Below are 19,845 nucleotides of genomic sequence, written 5' to 3'. Positions count from 1 at the left end.
CAATGTAATACTGTTCTTACTAACATAAGGGGTGGAGTGGGAGGATGACAGCATCAGGCAAAACCGTATTGTTTCAGGGCGATTCCATCACGGATGGAAATCGCGGGCGCGACGGCGATCCGAATCATATTCATGGGCACGGTTACGTGTATCTTATTGCTGCTGAGCTTGGATTTGAACTGGCGGATTCCCGGCCGCGGTTTATTAATCGGGGGGTTAGCGGCAATCGTGCATCAGATTTGTATGCGAGATGGAATGAGGATGCCATTTTTCTTCAGCCAGACCTGATCAGCATATTGGTCGGCGTCAACGATGCAGGAAGGGTGATTGAAGGAGCTCCGGAAGGAGCCAGCGATCGATTCGAGAGGGCATACCGTCATATTCTTGAGGAGACAAAAGAACTTCTTCCTGGAACGGGACTCGTGTTATGCGAGCCGTTTGTGCTGAAGACAGGGGCTACCGTGCAATGCTGGGAAAGATGGCGTCAAATGATCCAAGAATACAGCAGTGTTGTTAGGCAATTGGCACAGAATTATGATGCTTTGTTTGTTCCGTTGCAGAAAGCCTTCGACGATGCCGCAGCTCGAACAGGAGCGGATTATTGGATCTGGGACGGGATCCATCCGACGACAGCGGGCCATCGATTGATTGCACGTGAATGGCTGAACGTCGTTCAGAACAGCCCGCTCGCAATTGGTTAACCACGGGCAACGAGGCAAGAGAGAACTCGGATGCCGTTTCGGCGATCTTAACAGACACTGGAATGGGCGGGCGATATATTAGAAGAAAGCAGAAAACTCCCCCGAGAATTAAACACGGAGGAGTTTCCTTTTTTAAGCATGATCCTTGCGCATTTGTTTGAAATACCAGAAAAACATGAGAAGATAGAGGGCTACCGCAACGATGCTAAGTCCAATCCATTTCATATCCATGGTCTTCACGGCGCTTCCCATCAAGATGGCTAGCATTTTCTCAATCGGGTCCGAGTCAATGGACGAGAATAGAGCGTTTGCAGACAGGCCCGCCGGAATGCTGTTCATGGCTCTGGACGTCTCCGTCACAAATTCCGCGATAAACGTTGCGCCCCATAGGAACAAAGGAATAAGAACGGTTCCAATGATGGTCATTCGCAGTACCCGGCCTTTCGTTATAATCAACAGGGCAGGGGCCAGTACGGTTAACAGAATACCTCCAAGCGGAAGCACTTTGTTGCCCGGCAAAAAGATCGAAATAATAAGCAGGATCGGTGCCAGAATGTTCGCAACCGCCCACAGCTCGGCTCTTGGCGCAAGGATCGGCCAATCGATGCCAACGAGCAATGTTCTGCCTTTTAAGCGCTTGCTCATTTGCTTCGTAATGCCGTTTGAAAGCGGTTCAATGGCAGGGCCGAACCATCCGCCTACCAGCGCGAACAACTCAAGCGCAACGCCTCCGGTAAATGCCAAGGTGAAGATCTCGGCAGCCGACTGCTGGCCAAGAAGTCCGATAAAGATGCCTAAATAAGCGCCAATGGCAAATTTGCTTCCCCAGAAACCGATTTTCTTATTCAGAACCTCGGCATTGAAATCATACTTATCGATGAATGGAAGGCACACGTCAATGATTTTATTAAAAATCATCACAACAGGAGCAATCAACAAGCTCGGATGCGCTGTCGTGGTGATATTCGTATCATCGTAATCAAGGAGCTTATTGATCGTCGGCTTCATGACATCGGCATTGATCAGCATCAGTGCATAGATCATCATGACAAACAAGGTCGTCAGAATGAAATTTTGATTCGAGTAATACAGCGTTAACAGCCCGATGACCGATAAATTCCAGATATTAAATAAGTCAACGTTCAACGTGGTCGTCATTTTGGTAATCAGCATAATAAAATTGACAACCAGGCAGACAAAGGCAAAGTAAAGCGTATACACGGAGCCCCAAGTAATAACGGCGAGCGGTGCCCAGCCAAGGTCCGTAATCGACAAGGATACGCCCGTAGATTCAACAAACTGCTCGAGCGCAGGAGCAAAGGAGCTGGTCAACAGTGAAATGACCGCGCCCATACCGGTCAGCGCAACCGCCATCCGAAGGCCGCCTTCCAAAGACTTCGAGATGGATACGCCGACTAGCAGCGAAAGCACAGTAATAATGACAAACATCATGGCGGGTCCGCCGAGATTGATGAAGCCGTTAAATAGATTATTCATCGTATCAATAAACATCAGGTCACTTCCTCAACAAGGTCGTAACCGGTTACGTGACTTGAGGGATAGTTGAAATCTAGCACATGCAAAAAAATTATGCAAGGGGTTAAAATTAAATTTGACAGAAAAAATGATCCATGCTTAACTAGTCAGTAACCGGTTACGTAAATGAGGGATACTAATTTATGACAACAATTCGAGATGTAGCAAGAGAAGCAGGGGTTTCTGTAGCGACAGTTTCCAGGATTATCAACAATAAGGGAGAAGCTAGCCCCGAAACGATTGCCCGTGTAGAACAAGTCATTAAACGATTGAATTACAAGCCTAACCTGCTTGCGAAAAGCCTTTCCAAGCGAACTTCGGATTTGATCGGCCTATTGGTGCCTACGCTCAATAACCCGTTTTTTCCGGAGCTGGTGAAGGAGATCGAGACGGCGGCTAACGCGGAAGGGTATAATATTTTCTTGTGCAACAGCGACGATCAACGCTCCAAGGTCAAATATTACTTGGACTCGATGGTGGACCATTATGTAAGCGGTGCTATCATCAACTCGCTGCATGTCAATGCCGATGACTTGGCCATGCTAGAGGCGCGAGGCATTCGGACGATTACGATCGACCGGGCAAATTTCGAGCATGCCTATTCGGCTGTCACGGTGGATCATCAGCTTGGTGCATGGAAGGCGGCGAATCATCTTATCTGTGATTCCGGATGCAGCAATATCGTATTTTTATCCGGTCCGAAAGACGAGAAGAGCTCCAATGATCGCTTTGCCGGGTTCCGGAAAGCGGTGGAGCATGCGCCGCATCCTGTACATACAAGCATCGTTTACGGTGACTTCAGCATGGAAAGCGGTTATCACCAGATCAAGCAATACATTTCGTCTGGCAAGCCGTTTGATAGCATCGTCAGTTCAAATGATGCCATGGCCATCGGAGCGATTCACGCTTGCAATGAATTTAATATACGCTTGCCTGAACAAGTAAAAATCGTTGGTTATGATAACATCAGTTCCGGTTCCTTTATTACGCCTACGCTTACGACAGTGGATCAGAAAAAATCAGAGATCGGAAAAATCGCTGTTCAGGAGCTGTTACGGCTGATTCAGGACAAGAACGGGCAATCGAAACAATATAACCTGGAACCTGATTTAATCATAAGGAACTCCTCCGCTACGACGTAAAGGAGCAGTAAACCATGTATAAATTAGGTCCATCATTAATGTGTGCGGATCTTGGCAACCTGGAGTCCCAGATTTCGGAGCTGGACAAGGCGGGCGTCGATTTTTACCATATCGATATTATGGACGGGAATTTCGTTCCGAACTTCACGCTCGGCCCCGACTTTGTCCGGACGGTCCGCAAATTGACGGACAAGCCGCTTGATATTCACTTGATGGTTAACAAACCGGAGAATTATATCGAGTTATTCGCCGATTGCGGAGCGGACATGATCTCCATTCATGAAGAAGCGACCGCACATCTGCAAAGCTCTTTAACCAAAATCAAAAGCTTGGGAATTCGGGCTGGGGTGGCAATAAATCCTGCAACCTCGCTCGATTTTCTTAAGTATGTCTATAACGTAACCGATTACGTAGTTCTCATGACCGTGAATCCCGGATTTGCAGGACAAACGTTTATTCCCGCGATGTATGACAAAATCGCTGAGCTTCATGCATTCATTCAAAGCACAGGCATGGACATCGAGATCCAAGTCGATGGCAATATCGGCGCCGGAACGATTCCGAAATGCAGGGAGGCCGGAGCTTCCATGTATGTGCTGGGAACAAGCGCCGTATTCAATGATGCCGGCTCCATTCAGGATAATGTCGCAAATACACGCAAGCTTTTCAACTAAACGAAAATCCGAGATAGGGGAAATCACCATGAAGAAGAACTATGATATTTTGGTTGTTGGCAGCATCAATATGGACGTCATCGTGAATACGGACAAGTATCCTGCCTATGGAGATACCGTGTTTTGTAACTCGATCAATATGACGCCGGGGGGAAAAGGTGCGAATCAGGCGGTGACGGCTGCTCAGTTGAATAAAAAAACAGCTTTGATCGGCGCAGTCGGCAAAGATAGCGCAGGCAGTCAGCTGCTGAGAAACCTGGAGGTCAAGAATGTAGATGTCAGCCATGTTCTCGAAGTGGAAACAAGCGGAACGGGTACATTTGTTGCGATGATTGATGTGCGCGGCGAGAATACGATGGTAGGGACCAAAGGGGCGAACGACCACATTTTAAGAAAAGACATTGAGCAGATTTTTGATCAGCTCGATGCCAAGATCCTGCTGGTCCAAATGGAAACCAGTAAGGAATCCATACTTGCCGCCATGCAGGAAGCCCGCAAAAGAAAGATGTTCGTCATTTTGGACCCGGCTCCGGCTGAGGGTATATTCGAGGAGGCATTTCAATACGCAGACCTCATTTTACCGAATAAACAAGAGACCAAAGCCATTACCGGAATCGATGTAGTCGATCAAGAAACTGCGCTGCAAGCTGCCATCAAGCTCAAGGAGATGGGAATCCCGCAATCGGTCGTGAAAATGGCGGAAAACGGAAGCCTCGTCTACCACAATGACACACCGACGTATATCGAGGCCATCAAAGTCCATGCCGTCGACACGGTAGGGGCGGGAGATTGCTTTGCGGGAGCGCTTGCCAGTTCGCTGCTTGAAACGAACGATCTGGTTGAGGCCGTAAAATTTGCTAGCGTTGCGGCAGGCATCAAGGTTTCCCGATCCGGCGGTCAGGATGCAATTCCAACATTACAAGAGGTATTGTCTTACCATTCTACTTGTTAATAGATTGAAGATTTTCTCATACACATACAGAGACAGGCGATCGTGTGATCGGCTGTCTTTTTTTCATTAAACATCTATATAGAGTAAAGGCGTACACAAGTTAATAGATGCAAAATCGCGGTTATTTTCTATTCCTTCGTGGTCTTGCGAAGCTGTTCGATGAGGCCACGCAGAATTTGATTGGAATGAAGGATGTAATCGAGTATGGTCTCCAGCTGATCTTGATCGTACTTCGAATATAAGTCAAGCATGGCATCGTTTAATGGAGCGAAAACCTCTTTAATCGCATGCAGTTGCGAATAGACGGGCTCGGCATAAACCACCCTGAGATCGCCGGGATCCTTGGCTCTGCGGATGAAGCCTGCCTTCTCCAATCGGTTGAGGACGCTTGTTATCGCCCCCGTGGTTAGGCCGGTCCATTCGGCGAGCTGTCCCGCCGTGACCCTTCCTTTGCTCAGGATCAGATCCATACATTTATGATCCGTAATGTTAAGACCCAGATGCGCCGCGACCGCTTGATGGAACATGACGGTTTGCGTAGATAATTGTTTGGAAGCCTCGGTAAGCGACTGCTGCAGATCTTGTTGTGTCGGTTTCATACGATACCACCTTTAAACATAGCGATACATGAAGTATACCATAACAGCTATCTTGCATTAAAAAAACACCGCTGGTATCAACATCTCCATCCAGAGTCCAGGTGAAGAATCAGTCTTGAGACCAATGCGGCATCCCCTCATTATTGTAAAATGAACATAATGATTTTGATCATCATATATCTTAATGATTAAGATAATTAGATGGGGGGAACAGTCTTGTTCGAATCACTAATGGGATTTGAATTTCTGCTATTACTGTGTTCCATTGCGGTCTGGGGGGGAACTGGATTTGTAGTAAATCATCTTAAATATGTTAGAGGACGCGACCCGAGCTACCGGCGTTGGGTAAGGGCGGCGCAACTCGGTGTGGCCATCGGCAGCAGCCTGATCATCCTGTGGGCAGCCGTCATCCTGATCATTATGCTTCAGTTCGGCTGGCTGTACGTCATGGACCGAGTCATCGTCGTTTTACCGCTGCTTGGCCTGCCGTTGGCTGCCGTACGGATGGTTGCGCGGCCGAAGCTGTCGCGGGAATCGATGGATCGTCACGCCAAGCAATCGGTCATAGTCACCGTTCATGTTATGTTCGTTGGAGCTGTAATTGCATTGTGGCTTGTGGCGATTGACATCCCGGCTATCCCTAACCTGAGGGATTTATTGATATACGGCGGGGCCTTAATCCTTTCAGCACTATTGCTTAGCCTTCATCACGGCAGGAGATTAAGAATTGTAGATAACCGCCCGCCCAAACGTATCCAAAGAATTGCTAGGGGCGCATTGTATTCCATTCTTGTGCTTGGAACCGCGCTCGCCGGATTGGTGATATCCATGAGAATGAGTGAATTACCCGGCACGATGCCCATGGTTCACCATCGCACCGCCGATTTTGGGGGAGGTGATATCCTTGAAGACGATCATATGCACGCCCACCACCAGGGGCAAGTTACCGGGACGAGTGGAAATCCAGTGAGCGTCACGGAGCTCAAAGGTCCCCAAACAGGTATTCCCGACAAAAAGTATGTATTGAGCGCCGAGACGAAGACGCTCCGTCTGGCTTCCGGCGAAGCCATCGAAGCGTGGACGTTCAACGGGCAGATCCCGGGACCCGCGCTTGAAGCGGATGAGGGTGATCTGGTCGAAGTACGGTTAGTGAACAAAAACATTGCGAGCGGCGTTACGCTTCACTGGCACGGCGTTGATGTTCCGAATGGCGAGGATGGCGTTGCCGGAATGACCCAGGATGCCGTGATGCCCGGCGAGTCGTATACCTACCGTTTTGTCGTCAATGAAACGGGAACCCACTGGTATCACTCCCACCAGCAATCTTCCATTCAAGTGCAAAAGGGACTGTTCGGTTCATTCGTCATTCGTCCGTCCAATCAGCAAGATTCGGAAACGATGGATGCGACCGTGATGGCCCATCATTGGGTGACGCCGGGCGGCAGGGAAATTGCAGCGCTCGGTTTGGCCGATACGTTCCAGCGGCAGAAGGTAAAACCGGGAACACCCGTACGGCTTCGGCTCGTTAATGCGGGGAACTTGACGCAGACCTTCACATTGAACGGCGTATCTTATAAGGTAGCCGCCGTCGACGGCTATGAGCTCAATGAGCCGGGAACGCTGACGGACAGCTTATTGCGGATCGGTGGGGGAGGGCGCTATGATGTCATTTTCACCATGCCAAAGACGCCGGTCACTTTGACAATGATCTCGGAACCAGATCCGATCGGCATTGTATACAGTCAGGATGGGCAAGGTGAACCGGACATACTCCAGAAAGGCACGGTGTTAGACATCACAGCGTATGGATCGCCAGCAGACACTCCGTTCAATCCTTCGACCGACTTCGACCGATCGTTTACGGTGATTTTAGATCAGACGTACTTTGGCACTTATAACGGAGAAGCGGGACAGCAATGGGTAATCAACGGAAAGGCGTTTCCGGAAACCCCAACTCTCATGGTCAGGGAGGGAGATATCGTAAAAACGACCTTCGTCAATCGGAGCTTTGCCGACCATCCTATGCACCTACATGGGCATCATATCCAGGTCCTAAGCAGGAACGGCGAACCGATCAGCGGAAGCCCGCTCGTCCTGGATACGTTAAATATTGAACCTGGCGAGTCGTTCGAAGTCGCATTCTTGGCAAATAATCCCGGCCTATGGATGGATCACTGCCATAATCTGGATCATGCACAAAAAGGAATGACCATGCATGTGGCATATGAGAATGTCTACATGCCATTCGCAATAGGCAGCGATACGGGCAATCATCCTGAATAAGCATTTATGAACGATGGGTTGAACGATAGGATTCAAGATAAATTCACGTAATATATCTTAATGATTAAGATAAAGGAGATGGAAGGAATATGAATACGAACAATAACAAGGTAGCGGTGATCGGGTGCGGAATTGCAGGACCGGCAATGGCATTATTTCTAAAGCGAATCGGCTGGAATCCTGTCATCTATGAGGCAGCCACGACGCACGACGACTATGCAGGCTTATTTCTAAACGTGGGCCGCAACGGCTTGCGTGTCCTGAAGGAATTAGGCATCGATCAACCGATTCGCAGCGAAGGCTTTGAAATGCGAGTGATGCGGTTTCGTAACGGGAAGGGCAAGCCGCTCGGTGAGGTCGGTCATATGGAAGGAGAGCCGCAAGGATACACCGTAAAGCGCGGATTCCTGCACCGCGTCCTGCGGGATGAAGTCATCCGACAACAAATTCCCCTTGTGCTTGGAGCCAAGCTTGTGCGTATGAAGAGCGGAAACGCGGAAGCGGAGCTGGAGTTTGAAAATGGGATGACGGAAACCGTGAGATTCGTCGTCGGTTGTGACGGCATTCATTCCTCCTTGCGCAAAAGCCTGCTGCCGGATGCGCCGCAGCCCCAATTCACGGGACTCATAAGCATTGGGGGATTCTCCAAAGGGGTAAAAGTACCGTTTGTGCCGGGCGTACAACAGATGGTGTTCGGCAACCGAGCATTTTTCGGATATATTGTTCAGCCATCAGGTGAGGTATTCTGGTTTGGAAACGAGGAGGTTAAGGGAATACCGACCCGCAGAGACATGTTAGCAATCTCTCAGTCGGAATGGCACCGCAGAACCACGGAATTATATAAGGGCGATGATCCGCTGATCCTGGACATCATTCGATCAACACAGGGAGATATCGGTGCGTTTCCAATCTACGATATGCCGCCGCAGCCGACGTGGCACAAAGGTCCGGCCGTATTCATCGGGGATGCCGTTCATGCGACATCTCCGAATGCCGGTCAAGGCGCTTCGATGGCATTGGAGGATGCGATGATGCTGACGAAATGCATACGGGATATCGACGATCTTGAACTTGCGTTCACCACGTTCCGGTCGCTCAGGCATGAACGCGTAGAGCGAATCGTGCGATATTCTCGCACCTTAGGACAGCGTAAATATGCATCCAACCGGGTACAGGCCTTTTTTCGGGACACGATGATGCCCCTGTTCTTGAAATCCGCCAATAAAGATTCGCATGGCTGGATGTACGATTATCGGATTGACTGGGAAGAGCGTGTGCTTCAAAATGCGGGGGCATCCCGATAAGGCTGAATGAGCAGATCATTAGATTATCTAGATTAGTATAATCGGAAGTTTGTAATGCCTACTTGGATGAAAGTATGCTAGCATAGCAAGGAGGTGTTGTGAATGAATGATATCCAATTATTAAATCAGCAGGATGCGCTTCAACATGAGGCGGATGAGGTCGTCAAGGAACTGAGGCTGGAAGAGCTTCTGGCAACAGCAGGAACCCCGGTACGAGTAGGCAGCTCCGCGCTCGGATTAATGGTGTGGAGAGACCTTGACATTACCGTGGTCTGCTCGAAGCTCCAGGTTGATGAAATTGCCCGAATTGCTTCCAGGCTGATGACGAGTAACGGTGTGCGAGAGCTTCGATTCCTCAATGATTCGGGCGATTTTAGGACAGATGCTAGTTACCCTGATGGTCTATATCTTGGGGTAAAGTATACCTCGTCAAAAGGAAAGGACTGGGCAATGGACCTATGGTTTGTCGATGAACCGGATCAGCAGCCTGATCTTAAGCATGTGGCAACGATGCCTGCTCGTCTAACACCGGAGCTGCGTCATGCAATCCTGCAGATTAAAAGCAGCTGGGCAGCACGTCAGGAGTACGGAAAAGAGGTAAAGAGCTACGATATTTACACAGCAGTCTTAGAGGATGATGTACGTACGCCGGATGAGTTCGAAGCTTGGTTACGAACAAAAGCTTGATCCTTCATGGATAAAAGTCGCGAATATCGCGGCTTTTTTTGTATTTATTACGGACTTCCCCGTCCTATTACGCACACCGTATGGCTGCGCTTAAGATGAAAAATGCTCCTTCCTGGAGAAATGCTTATCTCCATATTCAGCGCCATCTCCAGCTTGTTTGCTTGGTATTTTCCGTATGGAGGCTTCCGCTTGCTCAGTTTCCATGCTATGATAAGCATACTTATTAAAGTAGTTTAATAAGTATTGGTAACGGAGGTGATCTTACCGTGAGCGAGAAGATATCAACGCCGAAAGACATGAAGAAGGAAATACTCCGGGGCATTCGAGCCACGCTTCTATCATGCGGCAGTGCAACGAAGGTCGAGCTGAGCGAAAAGCTAGGAATCAGCTTTCCGACGATCACGAAGTTTATCCACCAGATGGAGGAGGCAGGCGAACTGCTGACGCTTGGTCTCGACGAATCCAGCGGCGGCAGAAGAGCTCAACGTTACGCATATAATCCTGATTATCAGCTCAGCGTCGCCCTTTTTCTTGAGAGAACGGAAACGCAATACACAATATACAACAGCATGGGCGAAGTGAAGGAAAAAGGGATCTCTCCCGGCTTTCTGCTAGACGGTATTGAGACGTTGGCAGAGCAAATCGAATCCTTGATCAAGCGGTTTCCTAGGATCGGTTCGCTGGCTTTTGGCGTCCCGGGATCAGTGAACGGCGGGCGGATCATATATATTCCGGGCTATGAGAAATATCATGATTTTGACTTGAAGGATCATTTTGAGACCCGTTTTAAGCTTCCCGTCGTCGTGGAGAACGATATGAACGCAGCTGTATTGGGCTATTACGACAAAATGGACGTTCAAGACAATCCTTCGCTCGTCTATTTGTATTTCGGCCAGAACGGGCCGGGAGCAGGGATCCTGGTCAACGGAAACGTCGTTCGGGGAAGCACGTCCTTCTCGGGTGAAGTCTCATTCGTGCCCCTGTATGACAGGCGCAATTTCCAACAAGCGATCACTTACGTCGAAGGAACGAATGCTGCCATCAATGAGGCTGACAGGATTGATGCCGTGAGCCGCCTGATTGCTTCATTAACGGCGATTCTGAACCCGAATGCCGTCATCTTTAACCGTGATGAGGTAAACGATCGACTTCTTACCGCGATCTCGGCAAGAAGCGCTTCTTATATTTCGAAGGAGCATCTGCCGAAGCTTACGGCCAGCGATTGGCAGGAAGACTATTTGAACGGATTAAAGAGGCTGGGGCTGAATCTGCTTATTTCTGCAGACCATTGAAATTGAAAACGGGAGAGTACATGAATGGGGACTATATTGCTTCTAGTTATTTATTTGGCGTTTATCAGCCTCGGGCTGCCGGATTCCATGCTGGGCGCTTCATGGCCGGTCATGCGGCTGGACTTGAACGCGCCGCTTGGGATAGCGGGGCTGTTATCGATGACCGTTACGGTCGGGACGATCGTATCGAGCCTGTTAAGCGGAGTCGTTGTGCGGCGTTTCGGTACGGGGACCGTGACACTTGCAAGCTGTGTGATGACGGCCAGCGCACTCATCGGATTTTCATATGCGCCATCTGTCGTGTGGTTAATCGTCAGCGCCATTCCGCTCGGACTTGGCGGAGGTGCGGTCGATGCAGCGCTCAACCATTACGTTGCAGCACGATACAAGGCACATCACATGAGCTGGCTGCATTGTTTTTGGGGTGTCGGCGCGACAGCGGGGCCGATGATCATGGGCGCGTTCTTATCGGGAAATGCATCCTGGAGAGACGGCTATCTGGCCGTGGCAGGCATTCAATTTGCACTTGTGATTATCCTGGTCTTTACGCTTCCTTTATGGAGGGCGCGGGCCGGGAAAGCGAGTACGCGTTCGGAAGTGGAGCATTCGGAGACGGCATCTCCTTCGGGCAGGGAGGTGGCGTCCAAACCGCTTCAAGTGAAAGGCGTCAAGCTCGCATTGGCATCGTTCTTATTCTACTGCGGGGTTGAAATGACAGTGGGCTTATGGGGCAGCAGCTATTTGGTGAAAGAGCGGGGACTGGCCGCTGACGAAGCCGCGCTGTGGGGTTCGATTTATTTTGCAGGCATTACGATCGGAAGATTCATCACCGGATTCATTACATTCAAATTAAGCAATCGGCTGCTCATTCGAGGCGGACAGATCCTGACGCTTACCGGGGTGCTGCTCCTGCTGCTGCCGCTTCCGACCGGTTGTGCGCTGGCCGGATTGCTGATCATGGGACTGGGACTCGCGCCAATCTATCCATGCATGCTGCATGAGACGCCGGTTCGATTCGGCCAAGAGCATGCCGGAAAAATCATGGGTTACCAGATGGCCGTTGCCTACACAGGCAGCACGTTGCTTCCGCCGCTTCTGGGACTGCTGGCCGGGTTCGCAACGATCGGAGTCTTTCCGATCTATATCGCCGTTTCGGCAGCAGCCATGATGTTGTTCTCCGAACGGTTGAACGTTCTATTGAACCGTCGACACGAGCGCTCGGCAGATATCCATCCGCTATAAGCGGGGTTAGCCATCCGAGCATTATAGATACTTGGAGGAGTTCTCGATGAACATGGACGAAAAGTTATTTCGTTATTATCTTGAGTTAAAAAGTCCCGAAGCCGGCGAATGGAATTCTTCTCCGCCATGTCTGTATACAGAAGTGGTGACAAGAGATTATGTGCGAAAATCGTTCAAGCCTACTGAGGTATTCAGGTATGCAATGTTGGAATTGGTACTGGGGATTGGGATGATTACCTTGGATACTGGCTTAAAGGAAAAGGAGTATTAACAAGTATTGATATCGACAATGATATATGTGAGATATTTGCCTATAGGCAAAAACGCGAAGGGCATCGCAATCCTTCTAAGGTTTTATGTAAAAGCATTTTTGATTCCGACTTGCCTAGAGGGGAGTTTGACATTGTAACTTTAATAGGTTCTGCGATCAACGAGACCGGCGACTTCAACAGATGCTTGGATTCTTGTTTCAGCTTACTGAAGCAAGGAGGATACCTTATGTTTATGGCAAGCCTTAAATACTCCTTCCTGGAAAAGCTGGAATTTTACATAAAGGGAACTGCGTTTCAGATAGAACAAAAGAATGTATACGATGAGTTCCCGGAGTACCCTTTTTTCATTTGCAAGATTAAAAAATAGAAGAGTACAAATAACCGTCTTAGATTGATGGTTATTTTTTATTCAGATTAACAAGAGTATTTACGAAACTTATTTATCAGCATTTTCCTGCAAATCCTTATGTTACAATTGAATTTGTCTTGTTAATTGTTGTTTGATGCTTCTGGGAAACCACAGATGCAGCAAAATAAAACAAAGGGGGGATGCTCCGTGAGCAAGCGCTCATGGTATGTGTTTTTGACGCTGTGCGCGTTGATCGTCATTAGCGGGATAGTTTACGATGCGTATCAATCCAAAGCTTCGTTCAAGGAGCTATTGCTCGATCATTTGAAGGAGTCCGAGAAGATCATCGAGATGAATGTCGGTAAGAATCGCTTCCGTTCGGACGAATCGCTGACTAAGATTACAGATCAAGCCACGATTGACAGGTTTATGGACAGCCTTTCCGAAATTAAGCTGCGAAAGAGTGATGTCTGGAATTACGATAACGACGAGTATGAAATACGGTTGTACACGTCAAATTACAGGACGTTCGGAGTATTCTTTTATGGCCCCGATCACATTCGAATTTACAACAGCGCAGTCAGACATAAAAGATATGGCTGGACTTATCGAATCGTAAACGATTTCGATCGGAGTGTCCTTGAGGGGCTGCTTAAGTAATTATGGCTATAGGGGGCTACATGCGTTGATTGAAAAGACCGTTCCCTCTTGGCTAAATATAACTAATTGATATTACTGCTTCAGCAGCAGATGAGTTAATTCCCGGCCTCCCTGCAGAAGTTGAACAGGATGTATCGGATGCATGCAGTTATTCCCTGTTATCCTATGGAGGAAAGGAGGGTCATTGGATGAATGTGCTTGAACATTTGAATGAAGCATTAGACTATATTGAACAGAATCTTGAGAACCAAATGGATGAACGTGAGATCGCTAAACGAGCCTGCTGCTCCATTTTTCACTTCAAAAGGATGTTTTCATACTTGGCAGGTATTCCTCTACAAGAATATATTCGTCGCAGACGTCTTACGCTTGCAGCGATTGATCTGCAGGACAGATCAGTCAAAGTCATCGACACCGCCATGAAGTACGGTTATCAATCGGCCGATGCATTCACCCGAGCTTTTCAGGCATTACATGGAATTACACCGACTGAGGCGAGAACTGCCGGGCATTCCTTAAAAGCATATCCTCCCATGACCTTTCGATTATCCATAGGAGGTAGTGAGCCCATGAAGTATAGAATCGAGCAAAAGGACGCATTTCAAGTGATCGGGATAAGAAATAGAGTCACACCCATCGCCTCGGGTGAACATCCTGGTGTAGTGCAGGTTTGGAAATCGACAGACCATGAACGGTATGCCAAGCTGAAATCGCTAAACAACCAAGCACCTTACGGAATATCGCATGTTCATCTCGGAGAAGGAGGACTGTTTGGGAAGCAAGATTTTGATTATTATATGGCTGTTGCTTCAACAGCATCTTGTCCTGAACACTTTACACACTTTATTGTGCCTGCAATGACTTGGGCCATATTTGAAGTGGAAATTCCATGGGAACAAGAAAAGTGGCACCGGATTTATGGCGAATGGTTTCCTTCCTCGGGATATGAGCAAGTTGAGGGACCCATGATCCAAGTCGGTCCTGAAATCGAAGCTGGTTTGGAAAAACAGGTGTTTACGGAAGAAATCGAGGTCGAGTTATGGATTCCCGTGGTTAAAGTTCGTTAGAACCATTTGAATTTATAATAGGAGCGATATTCAATGATGAACTTGCGACTGAAGGAAATGGACTTGGAAGCCTTTGTCTCATTTATGCAGAAACTTTCGGAGGATGATCGGTTACGTACTTAAATACCGGTTATACGCTCGCTGTATTGTCGAATTACGATGTGGATCGCGGTGTGAAAGGGGTTCACCTGAAATTTGAGGAGATGCTTTTTGCCGATTAGATTGGTTATTAGAAACGGGATACCATAATTTTAACACTGGCGAGCCTATAGAGGGATTCTCTAAGCTCGTCAGTGTATTTTTATATCGGATTAGCGGCGAATCGATTCATCGAGCAGTTCCGGGATGGTAACCAACGTAACATTTTGATTTCGAAGGCTTCTGATGATGTCCGGTAACGCTTGAACGGTCCCGGATAAATCCTCGCCAACTCCTCCGGCAGCATGCTGCAAAATAATGGACCCTGGCATAGTGTGGGCCAGAATGTTGCTTTTGACTTGCTCCGCGTTTAATCCTTTCCAGTCCAATGAGTCGACATTCCAGTTCACGATGATTTTGTGTTGGCTTGCCAGCCATTGAATTTGTGGCTCATTGATGTTTCCGTATGGAGGTCGAACGAAGGTTGGCCGATAGCCCGTAAACGACTGAATCAATTTGTCTGTCCTGTTAATTTGACTCCGGAAATCTTCATCACTTAATTTGGGCAAATTCGCATGATTATACGAATGGTTTCCTAAAATATGACCTTCTTCAACCATACGCTGTACGATTTCGGGGTGAGCCTCAATCCGATTGCCAACGACAAAGAACGTTGCTCTGACGCCTTCTCGTTTTAAAGCATCCAAAATCTGAGGGGTATATACGTCATCAGGCGCATCGTCAAAAGTTAAAGCGACCTCGCGCTTGGAAGACGGGCCATGAAGCCAGAACGTGCTTTGGTACTTTGCCCTTAAGTCCGCAAGAGACATGGGTTTCGTGGTCCGAACAGCCTTTTCAGAACCATCTAATAAATTTGGAGTATTGGATGACTGTGTCAGGTTGTTGGCAACCGTATTTTGTCGCTGTTGGGGGACAGGTTGGGCTCGGCTGCCGCATCCAGAGCATATGAGGATTATCAATAGCGGCAGAAACCACCGTAATTTCATAATTAAATCTCCTCAGGTTATATTTTGCTCCTAATATTCCCCGGATTTTTAGCTTGTTATTCAATAAGAACGAAACGAACTGCTGGTCGTCTATAGTTTGAAAGAGTTCGCTTACATGTATTTTACTTGTATACAATTAACGGGATATGATAAGATGATAGCGTATTGAAAGCGTTTACTGTCTTTGGAAAGGGAAAATCCAATCGCAAAGGAGAGAGTTTAGTGAGAAGCAAGTGGAGGAGTCGGGTTGCCGCAGCCGTAACGTTTATCATGATGTTTGCAAGTTTCGCGTGGGCAATGCCGGTAACGTATGCTGCAAATGTTGACTCGACCAACGTTATGATCAATGGCAGCTTTGAGGAGCCGGAGCAAGATGGGCGCGTGCCGGGCTGGCAGCCCGAAGAAGATGCAGCTGCCCTTACCGTAAGCGAGTCCGTATATGCGGACGGGGAACGAAGTCTTCAAGTGGAGCGCCTGTTACCAACTGCAGGCTCCGGAGCGGTGAGCGATGCCTACGCGATCGAGCCATTCGGAAATGTCGTCATGACGGCAAGTGTGCTTTCGGATGAAGGCAAGGGAGGCAAGGCCGACCTCAGGTTTTATGATGCAGACGGTAAGCTTGTCTCCATAGTCAGCGGTCTGGTCGGAGAACCCTCTGAGAAATGGCAGAGTTTACGCGTAGCTGCTGCGGCGCCTAAAAATGCTGCAGAGGTCAAAGTCGCCTTCAATTTTAATGGCGATCAAACCGGCAGGTATTTCGTTGACAGCGTCGCATTGCAAACGCATGCGTCCTCACCGTACTTAACGAATTTGGGGCCGCAATCGTCGAGTCTAACCCTGATGACCGCAGCCTTCGGTAAAGACAAGAATGGCCAGGATGCTTTGTTCACGGTCGCACAGGGTGATCCGGCACAATTCATCGTAATGGATGTTGCTTCCAGAGAAGTGAAGGCTACACACCCGCTTGTAGCACTTGACGGTAGCAACGTATCGGCAGCTTGGGCGATTGTGACAGCATCCGACGGAAAGGTATACATCGGCAGTACACCGAACGGGACGTTGTTTCAATATGATCCTGCTGAGGACACAATGCGGGTGATCGGCAAACCGGTACCTACCGATACCGTAATCTGGACGCTTGTAGCCGGGGAAGATGGCAAAGTATATGGAGGAACGGGATATTCCCAAACGCTGTTTGAATATGATCCCGCTTCCGACCAGACTCGAATTCTTAAATCCTTCAAGTCATCATCGAAAGAGTCGCATATCCGCAGCCTTGCTTACGATTCCGATCACCAAGCGATCTATGTGGGGGGCGCCGATGTCGCCAAGCTTTATAAATACGATCTCGCAAGCGGAACATCCACCGCGCTTCATCCGCCTGAGTTTAATGGCATGACCTCGGTTTATGACCTCCAGTATGCAGGGGGCAAATTATTCGTACGCGTGGATCCGGGACCCGTTATGTTCGTCTATGATCCTGATGCTGCCAGCTGGATCGTAAATAAAAATACGGCCTATAACGCCAGAGGATTCTCACCGTTAGCGCCTGACGGCAAAACGGTATTCTACACCTATTACGAGACTCTTCCGGGAGGCGCGCAGCAGTGGTCCCTTTATTCATACGACGTGAATACGGGAGCTTACGGCTCGCTGGGTGTGGATGTCAAAGGAGCAGGCGTCGCTTTTGGTTATGTACAGCTGGATCAGTCCAAATATCCGGGCTGGACCTTGGTCGGGTTGGCCGGAAATAGCGGCAGGGCATTTTATTACAATCTGGAAACCGGTATGATTGAGACGCCTGAGCTCCCGTTCCCGCCACAATTCGTAGAATTGTTTAACATCGGGAAGAGCATAGACGGGCAGATCTTGTCTGCCGGCTTCATCTCCGGCGGGGGCATGGGGATCTACTCGCCGACCCGCAACGAAACCAAACACTATCCTCAAATCGGCCAAGTCGAGGGATTCGGCTCTTTGAACGAAAAAATGTATTTTGGCGTTTATCCTAGAGCGACCATCTTTGAATACGATCCGGCCAAACCTTGGAACCGGACGGATCCTTCGGTACCGAATAACCCGCTGCGGCTTGGTCAGTTGGGTTTGGAGCAAGACCGGCCTGTAGCAATGCTCGGGGTTGAGGAAGAAAACCTGCTATACATCGGTTCCTATCCAATTGCAGGCAAAACAGGCGGTGCTCTAACCGTGTACAACCCGGATACCGGGAAGTTTGATGTGAAACGGGACATCATTGCTGGCCATTCGATCAATTCGCTGCTTTACAAAAATGGAAAGCTCTTCATGGGCACAGGCGCCATGACCGGCGGAGAGGGAAAGCTTGCCATATACGATACAGCATCCGGCCGGGTAGAACTGGAACAGGTGCCTGTTCCGGGGAAAAAAGCAGTAACGTCTTTGATATGGGGGCCGGACGGTAACGTTTGGGGAATGGCATTAGGGGCTCTGTTCATTTATGATCCGGAGCGCCGAGAAGTTATTTACAGCAACGACCTGTTTCCAGCCGCGGATTATACGCACAGCAATCCCCGCTTGACCGTTGGAACCGACGGCAACGTGTATGGGACTATTTTTACGGGATATGTTGCCGACCGTACGTACACGAGCAAGCTCTTCAAAATCGATGCAGCAAGCAAAGCACTTTCCATCTTGTTGGAAAGCAATGCGGAAAAGCTGGCACAGGACGACTTTGGCAACTTGTATTTCAAATACGGCAGCGAGCTGATGAAGTACAGCGACCCTAATTTAGTCGTACAACTAGACAAAGTGCAGCTTGAGGCCGAATCGCTCCAGCTTCACCCTGGAGATGAAGTCCGTTATTCCTACGAAGTCTTTCTTGAGAGAGGAAGAAAGACTAAGGAGTTATCCGGCGCTCACATTGAGTATGTGAGCAGCCGTCCGGATAAGGCGGAGATCGACCCAAAAGGAAAGATTATCGCCAAGCAACCGGGGCAAGCCGAGTTGTCGATCCGTATTACATTAAACGGGGTAACCGTTGAATCTAATAAAATCAAGGTGAAAATAACCGGACCTTTTTAAAACTGTTCATGACAGATAGCAATATGAGGCCGTTGTCCTGGACAACGGCTCTTTGCTTTATTGTCCAGTGATCCCAGTGATCCATTAGACAGCGAACTTGAAGAATGGAATTACCAAACGAGTTGAAATTATGGAAGTTTTCGCGTCGGATGGGAGTTGTCCTTATTAGTTATAAAACGGTATTTTAGTCCCGGAGGACAAGCGACAAAAGTTATTGACTCTAATGATTTCCGTTGTCGTAATTAGGGCAATGGATATAGGTTCGACATTGAAAAATAGAACTATTGTCTTGATTAACCATCGTCCAATATCCAAGTAACAACAGAAGAATACACAGGGATTTAGGACAATGAATACCGATTCTATTAGGGTAATGGCGTAATTTGTGGAATTATGCCGAGGGACAAAAAACGTGTGTAAGCCTCTGTTCTTAATCGATTTTATTAGTAATAACGTATCCCTGTCTTCTGTTAAAAATAGTGATAATACATAGTTAGGTGAAGTTTAGTGAAAACGGTGCACAGATAAAATTAGTAAAAATTAACTATCGCGACCTAGAGTTATATGATGGTTATCAATATCATCAAAACCATTCTTGAAACACAATATTGAACAAAAGACCTATCGATTTTCAATTGGAAACAAGATACAGTAAATGTAAATCGAATACATAATATAATCATGGTTTACAAATTAAATACTATTTTTGTACGACAATAGCAAACCCACCGAAAGGTGGCGACGCAAAGCTATAGGGGCTAATGCGGGACCTACTGCAACCGCAATGCCAGCCAGTTGCCGAATACAACGGGAAACCTCCGTTTTATTCATTATTTTGAATTGATGAAAGGGGTTTTTTTGACGTTCCAAAAAACAACGGCAGCTT

General features: G+C 48.2%; 17 protein-coding genes and 1 riboswitch. Of the genes, 14 read left to right on the top strand and 3 right to left on the bottom strand.

All coding sequences use genetic code 11. The features are described 5' to 3' along the window. Nucleotides 1–44: 44 nt before the first annotated feature. Nucleotides 45–701, top strand: a complete 657-nt coding sequence (locus NST44_RS22210) for an SGNH/GDSL hydrolase family protein (RefSeq protein ID WP_251535058.1) — start codon at nucleotides 45–47, stop codon at nucleotides 699–701. 132 nt (nucleotides 702–833) lie between these two features. Here NST44_RS22210 and NST44_RS22205 read toward each other — a convergent pair whose 3' ends face one another. Next, nucleotides 834–2,213, bottom strand: a complete 1,380-nt coding sequence (locus tag NST44_RS22205; RefSeq protein WP_007131889.1) for a PTS transporter subunit IIC — start codon at nucleotides 2,211–2,213, stop codon at nucleotides 834–836. Between the two features lie 167 nt (nucleotides 2,214–2,380). On the opposite strand from NST44_RS22205, the gene NST44_RS22200 reads away from it, so the two are divergent. Genes NST44_RS22200 through NST44_RS22190 form a run of 3 tightly spaced genes read left to right on the top strand, consistent with a single transcriptional unit; the run spans nucleotide 2,381 to nucleotide 5,005 of the window. Beyond that, complete coding sequence (locus NST44_RS22200; protein ID WP_144867752.1) at nucleotides 2,381–3,379, top strand: LacI family DNA-binding transcriptional regulator; 999 nt, start codon at nucleotides 2,381–2,383, stop codon at nucleotides 3,377–3,379. Nucleotides 3,380–3,393: 14 nt separating this feature from the next. Continuing rightward, on the top strand, nucleotides 3,394–4,053 hold the full coding sequence (gene rpe, locus NST44_RS22195; RefSeq protein ID WP_007131891.1) for a ribulose-phosphate 3-epimerase: 660 nt from the start codon (nucleotides 3,394–3,396) through the stop codon (nucleotides 4,051–4,053). A 28-nt stretch (nucleotides 4,054–4,081) separates the two neighbouring features. Then, nucleotides 4,082–5,005, top strand: a complete 924-nt coding sequence (locus tag NST44_RS22190; RefSeq protein ID WP_144867750.1) for a ribokinase — start codon at nucleotides 4,082–4,084, stop codon at nucleotides 5,003–5,005. A gap of 128 nt (nucleotides 5,006–5,133) precedes the next feature. On the opposite strand, the gene NST44_RS22185 is transcribed toward NST44_RS22190, so the two are convergent. Further along, the gene (locus NST44_RS22185) at nucleotides 5,134–5,604 is read right to left on the bottom strand and encodes a MarR family winged helix-turn-helix transcriptional regulator (protein ID WP_007131893.1); all 471 of its coding nucleotides are present in this window, start codon (nucleotides 5,602–5,604) and stop codon (nucleotides 5,134–5,136) included. Nucleotides 5,605–5,820: 216 nt separating this feature from the next. On the opposite strand from NST44_RS22185, the gene NST44_RS22180 reads away from it, so the two are divergent. From NST44_RS22180 to NST44_RS22140, 9 genes are all read left to right on the top strand, one after another. Further along, nucleotides 5,821–7,887, top strand: a complete 2,067-nt coding sequence (locus NST44_RS22180; RefSeq protein ID WP_210094931.1) for a multicopper oxidase family protein — start codon at nucleotides 5,821–5,823, stop codon at nucleotides 7,885–7,887. Nucleotides 7,888–7,976: 89 nt separating this feature from the next. Continuing rightward, the gene (locus NST44_RS22175) at nucleotides 7,977–9,191 is read left to right on the top strand and encodes an FAD-dependent oxidoreductase (RefSeq protein WP_144867746.1); all 1,215 of its coding nucleotides are present in this window, start codon (nucleotides 7,977–7,979) and stop codon (nucleotides 9,189–9,191) included. A gap of 102 nt (nucleotides 9,192–9,293) precedes the next feature. Continuing rightward, the gene (locus tag NST44_RS22170; protein WP_144867744.1) at nucleotides 9,294–9,878 is read left to right on the top strand and encodes a hypothetical protein; all 585 of its coding nucleotides are present in this window, start codon (nucleotides 9,294–9,296) and stop codon (nucleotides 9,876–9,878) included. A 266-nt stretch (nucleotides 9,879–10,144) separates the two neighbouring features. After that, nucleotides 10,145–11,170 carry an ROK family transcriptional regulator gene (locus tag NST44_RS22165; protein WP_007131897.1) on the top strand — a complete coding sequence of 342 codons (1,026 nt, stop codon included), beginning with the start codon at nucleotides 10,145–10,147 and terminating at the stop codon, nucleotides 11,168–11,170. Nucleotides 11,171–11,194: 24 nt separating this feature from the next. Next, nucleotides 11,195–12,412: an MFS transporter gene (locus NST44_RS22160; RefSeq protein ID WP_144867742.1), complete on the top strand. Its 1,218-nt coding sequence runs from the start codon at nucleotides 11,195–11,197 to the stop codon at nucleotides 12,410–12,412. Nucleotides 12,413–12,458: 46 nt separating this feature from the next. Then, nucleotides 12,459–12,683: a hypothetical protein gene (locus NST44_RS22155; protein ID WP_244869101.1), complete on the top strand. Its 225-nt coding sequence runs from the start codon at nucleotides 12,459–12,461 to the stop codon at nucleotides 12,681–12,683. Further along, the gene (locus tag NST44_RS22150) at nucleotides 12,602–13,051 is read left to right on the top strand and encodes a class I SAM-dependent methyltransferase (protein WP_340901459.1); all 450 of its coding nucleotides are present in this window, start codon (nucleotides 12,602–12,604) and stop codon (nucleotides 13,049–13,051) included. The genes NST44_RS22155 and NST44_RS22150 overlap by 82 nt, the downstream gene beginning before the upstream one ends. Before the next feature lie 189 nt (nucleotides 13,052–13,240). Beyond that, complete coding sequence (locus NST44_RS22145; RefSeq protein ID WP_210094932.1) at nucleotides 13,241–13,693, top strand: hypothetical protein; 453 nt, start codon at nucleotides 13,241–13,243, stop codon at nucleotides 13,691–13,693. A gap of 188 nt (nucleotides 13,694–13,881) precedes the next feature. Next, nucleotides 13,882–14,760 carry an AraC family transcriptional regulator gene (locus tag NST44_RS22140; protein WP_210094933.1) on the top strand — a complete coding sequence of 293 codons (879 nt, stop codon included), beginning with the start codon at nucleotides 13,882–13,884 and terminating at the stop codon, nucleotides 14,758–14,760. Between the two features lie 311 nt (nucleotides 14,761–15,071). On the opposite strand, the gene NST44_RS22135 is transcribed toward NST44_RS22140, so the two are convergent. Next, entirely contained in the window at nucleotides 15,072–15,905 is an 834-nt protein-coding gene (locus tag NST44_RS22135; protein WP_210094934.1) for a polysaccharide deacetylase family protein, read from the bottom strand. Nucleotides 15,906–16,127: 222 nt separating this feature from the next. On the opposite strand from NST44_RS22135, the gene NST44_RS22130 reads away from it, so the two are divergent. Next, the gene (locus NST44_RS22130; RefSeq protein WP_213614022.1) at nucleotides 16,128–18,959 is read left to right on the top strand and encodes a hypothetical protein; all 2,832 of its coding nucleotides are present in this window, start codon (nucleotides 16,128–16,130) and stop codon (nucleotides 18,957–18,959) included. A gap of 708 nt (nucleotides 18,960–19,667) precedes the next feature. Further along, nucleotides 19,668–19,762: riboswitch (cyclic di-GMP riboswitch) on the top strand. The last annotated feature ends 83 nt before the right edge of the window (nucleotides 19,763–19,845 follow it).

Origin of the sequence: Paenibacillus sp. FSL W8-0919 (assembly GCF_038003785.1) — a bacterium.
GTDB classification, from domain to species: Bacteria; Bacillota; Bacilli; order Paenibacillales; family Paenibacillaceae; genus Paenibacillus_AQ; species Paenibacillus_AQ lactis.
Note: the sequence above shows the minus strand (reverse complement) of the source record. Positions and strands in the feature narration are given on the sequence as shown.

Excerpts from the sequence above, each read along its gene's own strand:
- NST44_RS22205 (WP_007131889.1), bottom strand. The coding sequence starts at position 2,213 with ATGTTTATTGATACGATGAATAATCTATTTAACGGCTTCATCAATCTC.
- NST44_RS22155 (WP_244869101.1), top strand. The coding sequence starts at position 12,459 with ATGAACATGGACGAAAAGTTATTTCGTTATTATCTTGAGTTAAAAAGT.
- NST44_RS22185 (WP_007131893.1), bottom strand. The coding sequence starts at position 5,604 with ATGAAACCGACACAACAAGATCTGCAGCAGTCGCTTACCGAGGCTTCC.
- rpe (WP_007131891.1), top strand. The coding sequence starts at position 3,394 with ATGTATAAATTAGGTCCATCATTAATGTGTGCGGATCTTGGCAACCTG.
- NST44_RS22140 (WP_210094933.1), top strand. The coding sequence starts at position 13,882 with ATGAATGTGCTTGAACATTTGAATGAAGCATTAGACTATATTGAACAG.
- NST44_RS22200 (WP_144867752.1), top strand. The coding sequence starts at position 2,381 with ATGACAACAATTCGAGATGTAGCAAGAGAAGCAGGGGTTTCTGTAGCG.
- NST44_RS22170 (WP_144867744.1), top strand. The coding sequence starts at position 9,294 with ATGAATGATATCCAATTATTAAATCAGCAGGATGCGCTTCAACATGAG.
- NST44_RS22210 (WP_251535058.1), top strand. The coding sequence starts at position 45 with ATGACAGCATCAGGCAAAACCGTATTGTTTCAGGGCGATTCCATCACG.
- NST44_RS22135 (WP_210094934.1), bottom strand. The coding sequence starts at position 15,905 with ATGAAATTACGGTGGTTTCTGCCGCTATTGATAATCCTCATATGCTCT.
- NST44_RS22175 (WP_144867746.1), top strand. The coding sequence starts at position 7,977 with ATGAATACGAACAATAACAAGGTAGCGGTGATCGGGTGCGGAATTGCA.
- NST44_RS22190 (WP_144867750.1), top strand. The coding sequence starts at position 4,082 with ATGAAGAAGAACTATGATATTTTGGTTGTTGGCAGCATCAATATGGAC.
- NST44_RS22160 (WP_144867742.1), top strand. The coding sequence starts at position 11,195 with ATGGGGACTATATTGCTTCTAGTTATTTATTTGGCGTTTATCAGCCTC.